The 3,247-nt window shown below is 66.0% G+C and carries 5 protein-coding genes; all 5 read left to right on the top strand.

The annotated features are described in order from the left end of the window. Positions 1 to 316 precede the first annotated feature (316 nt). Positions 317 to 643: a helix-turn-helix transcriptional regulator gene (locus AC5JJ1_RS14605; RefSeq protein WP_495785833.1), complete on the top strand. Its 327-nt coding sequence runs from the start codon at positions 317 to 319 to the stop codon at positions 641 to 643. Next, the gene (locus AC5JJ1_RS14600) at positions 627 to 1,889 is read left to right on the top strand and encodes a type II toxin-antitoxin system HipA family toxin (RefSeq protein ID WP_495785832.1); all 1,263 of its coding nucleotides are present in this window, start codon (positions 627 to 629) and stop codon (positions 1,887 to 1,889) included. The genes AC5JJ1_RS14605 and AC5JJ1_RS14600 overlap by 17 nt, the downstream gene beginning before the upstream one ends. A gap of 182 nt (positions 1,890 to 2,071) precedes the next feature. After that, a complete protein-coding gene (locus AC5JJ1_RS14595; protein WP_495785831.1) occupies positions 2,072 to 2,311 on the top strand; it encodes a hypothetical protein in 240 nt (79 codons plus the stop codon). Positions 2,312 to 2,320: 9 nt separating this feature from the next. Further along, positions 2,321 to 2,743, top strand: coding sequence for a type II toxin-antitoxin system VapC family toxin (locus AC5JJ1_RS14590; RefSeq protein WP_495785830.1), 423 nt, complete (start codon positions 2,321 to 2,323; stop codon positions 2,741 to 2,743). Positions 2,744 to 2,756: 13 nt separating this feature from the next. After that, on the top strand, positions 2,757 to 3,188 hold the full coding sequence (locus AC5JJ1_RS14585) for a site-specific integrase (protein ID WP_495785829.1): 432 nt from the start codon (positions 2,757 to 2,759) through the stop codon (positions 3,186 to 3,188). Positions 3,189 to 3,247: the final 59 nt, after the last annotated feature.

Raw genomic sequence — 3,247 nt, 5'->3', positions numbered from 1 at the left:
CGATCAGCAGAGCTTCAATCTACCATTCCGGCTTGTTTCCACACAGCCTCGACCCGGAGCGGATATCCCTGTTGGCTGTCGCCTATGGCACGCCGTCGATGATGACGAGGTTTCTGGAAGTCCCCTGCAAACGCAGTCCGATGACATGCTGATAGGCATCCGATTAACACCAAGCCTGCGCGGCTGCCCTGCCGGAGAACGAAGCGTGTACAATTCTTCGTCATTGAGTTCGAACAGGTTCAGGAAATATAACGAAATGATTGGATCGTGGCAACCAAACTTGACATAAACATGGGAAGTGGGCATTTTGCTTTCCATGAAGAGCCCTGCCGTCCTCCCTAGAAGGGATACCGAGCAACTCACCCTCCTTGGGCGACGGCTCCGTGCTGCCCGCCTGCGTAGAAAGCTCACCCAGGACGAAATGGCCGAGCGTGTAGGCGTGAGCCGGCCAACCTATCGCATGTTGGAAGCCGGAAGGCCTGGCGTTGCGCTGGGCATCCTCCAGCGCGCATTGGTTGTCCTCGGCTACTCCGATCGCCTGGGGGCGCTGTTGGAGACGGACCCGATCGGCGAAGAGCTCGAAGATGTATCTTCGCGTAGAGTTGGCCTGAAGCGGTCGTCTTTCGATGTGGCAAATTTCTAAGGGCCGCCTCGACCGCCTCTACGTATTCGTCAACGGTGCCGATGACGAGAAGACGGTGCCAGTGGGCGTGCTCACTTTCGAGGGTACTGGCCAAGCGCGCACGTCCCGCTTCGCTTACGGCCGCTCGTGGCTTGATAGCTCTGATCGCTACGGCATCTCTCCGACACTACCCCCGACGCGGAAGAGCATTCCGGCGAACCCCTATGAGGTTCCGCTACCGCTCTATGATGCCGCTCCCGACGGCTGGGGCCGCTCCATTCTGGAAGCCGCCTTTCCCTCGCAAGTTTTTGGGCTAGGCGAGTTCCTGGCCGCGGCGGGCGATGAGCGCGTCGGGATGCTGCGGTTCGGCCCGTCTGTCGAGGAAGGATCCCAGCGCTGGATCCCTGCAACCGAGCAACTTCTGGAGATCCCGACCGAAGCGGACGACATGGAGGCGTTGGTCGCCGCCGCAGAGGCCGTGGATGCGGGACAGGCGAAGCCTCACCACTTGGCGCTCCTGTTCAGGTCCAGTGCAGACCAAGGAGGCGCGCGGCCGAAGGCTGGCATCGTCAGGAACGGTGAGCGCTGGATCGCAAAGTTCCGCACGCAGTCGGATGCCTGGGATGATCCGCGAATCGAAGCGGTATGCCTCTCATTGGCAGAGCGTTGCGGCATCGAGGTGCCAGAACACCAGGTGGTTTCGATCGGCGGGCGATCCACGCTGTTGGTGAGGCGCTTCGATCGTGCTGCGGGAGGAGTGCGCCGCGGCTATGTCAGCGCCGGGACGATCGCTGGAGCCAAGCCGACGGCCTACTACGATGCCGACGTGACCTACGCCGAGATTGCCGCTCAGGCGCGAGCTCTCGGGATCACGCCGTGCGAGCGCGAAATCTTCCGCCGAGTGCTGTTCAACGCTTTCGTCCACAACACCGACGACCATGTTCGGAACCACGGTTTTCTGCGCACGGATGGTAAGTGGCGCTTGTCGCCAGCTTTTGACATCACTGTGCATCGCGCAGGCCGACATGTGCTGCTTGCAGCATCCGGTGTCTCGCCAGCGCCAGATCCTCGCCCGGCCTTCATGGCGCATAGCAGCTTCCGCCTCTCCCTGTCCGAAGCGAAGGCAATCTATGATGAGGTGGTGGAAGGTGCGCGGGAGCTGCCGGATCTGCTCGACCGGCACGAGGTCACACAACGGGACCGAGAGGTGCTTTCGGAATACTGGAGGCACCTTCTCAAGCCGCCAACGCTTCGAACGACGGCTTAGAATCTGTTCGCGCCTGGGCCAATCGACATGCGTCAATCGCGAAGGCCTGCTTCCCACCCATTTCTGACGGACCGGCCGCATCCAACACAGCGCGTGTCTATGTATGATAATGTGCTTTATCCTACGTAGGCGCTGGACCCGGCGCCGCCCGCCCGGCTAGGCTCCGGCCAGGAGCCCTTCCCATGCCCGACACCGTCCCCGTGACCCTCGAGGTCGAGCCCGACGTGGCGGCCGCGCTTGCAGATCCCGCCACCCGCGAGCGGGTCGCGCGCCTGGTCAGCCGCGCCGTGCGTCCTGCCCCCTCGGCCGAGGCACACGCCGCCGCCGGCGAGACGCTCGCAGCCGAGTTCCGCGCATTCCGCCGCGGCCGCAGCCTCGGCGGCCTCGATCCCAAGGCGCTCATCCGCGAAGGCTTGCGGTAAGCCGCCGCGATGAGCCTCTGCGTGCTGGACGCGTCGGCCACCTTCCCGTGGCTGTTCGAGGACGAGGCCTCGCCCGCGACCGACGCGCTGCTCGACCACGTGACGGAGCACGGCGCCGTCGTGCCGGCGCTGTGGTTCCTCGAGTGCACGAACGGCCTCGCCATGGCGGAGCGGCGCGGCCGCATCGATGGCACGAGCCTCGTGGCGGCCGTCGCGCTGTTGCGCCGCCTGCCGCTCGTCGTGGACGACGCGGCGCCGTCGCGCGCCCTCGACGCCGTGCTCGACCTCGCACGAACCCATCGCCTGACGACCTACGACGCGGGCTATCTCGACCTGGCGCTCCGCCGCAGCCTGCCGCTGGCCACGAGCGACGCGCCGCTGCGCGCCGCCGCCACGGCCGCCGGTGTCGCTCTGCTGACCGTCGGCGCGTGAGGGAGGGACAGGGATGGCGCATGACCTGATCCCCCTGGATGCAGGATCCCCGGCCCTGCCCGCCCTCGTCGCCGCCAGCGGCGAACGCGCGGGCCTGCGCTTCCTGGAGTTCTTCGCGGCAGCCATCCGCAACCCGCACACCCGGCGCGCCTACGCCCGCGCGGCATCCGACTTTCTCGCCTGGTGTGAAGCGGAGGCCGGCGTTGCCTCGCTCGCCACGGTGCAGCCGCTGCACGTCGCCGCCTGGATCGAGCGGCTGAGCCGCAAGCATTCGGCGCCGACCGCGAAGCAGCGCCTGGCGGCGCTGCGCCACCTGTTCGACTGGCTGGTGACCGGCCAGGTGCTGCCGGCCAATCCGGCGGCCGCGGTGCGCGGGCCGCGGCACAGCGCCCTCAAGGCGCTTTGTTGCAGCGGTCGGCGGCTTGGGCCGCTTCGGGTAGGATGAGGCTGGGGCGTGTCCCCCTTTACCCTCCAGGGGTCGGCCTCTTGCCTTTCAAAACGAAC

The sequence above is a fragment of the Belnapia sp. genome (genome assembly GCF_059504005.1).
This window is presented reverse-complemented; position numbering and strand designations above follow the sequence as displayed.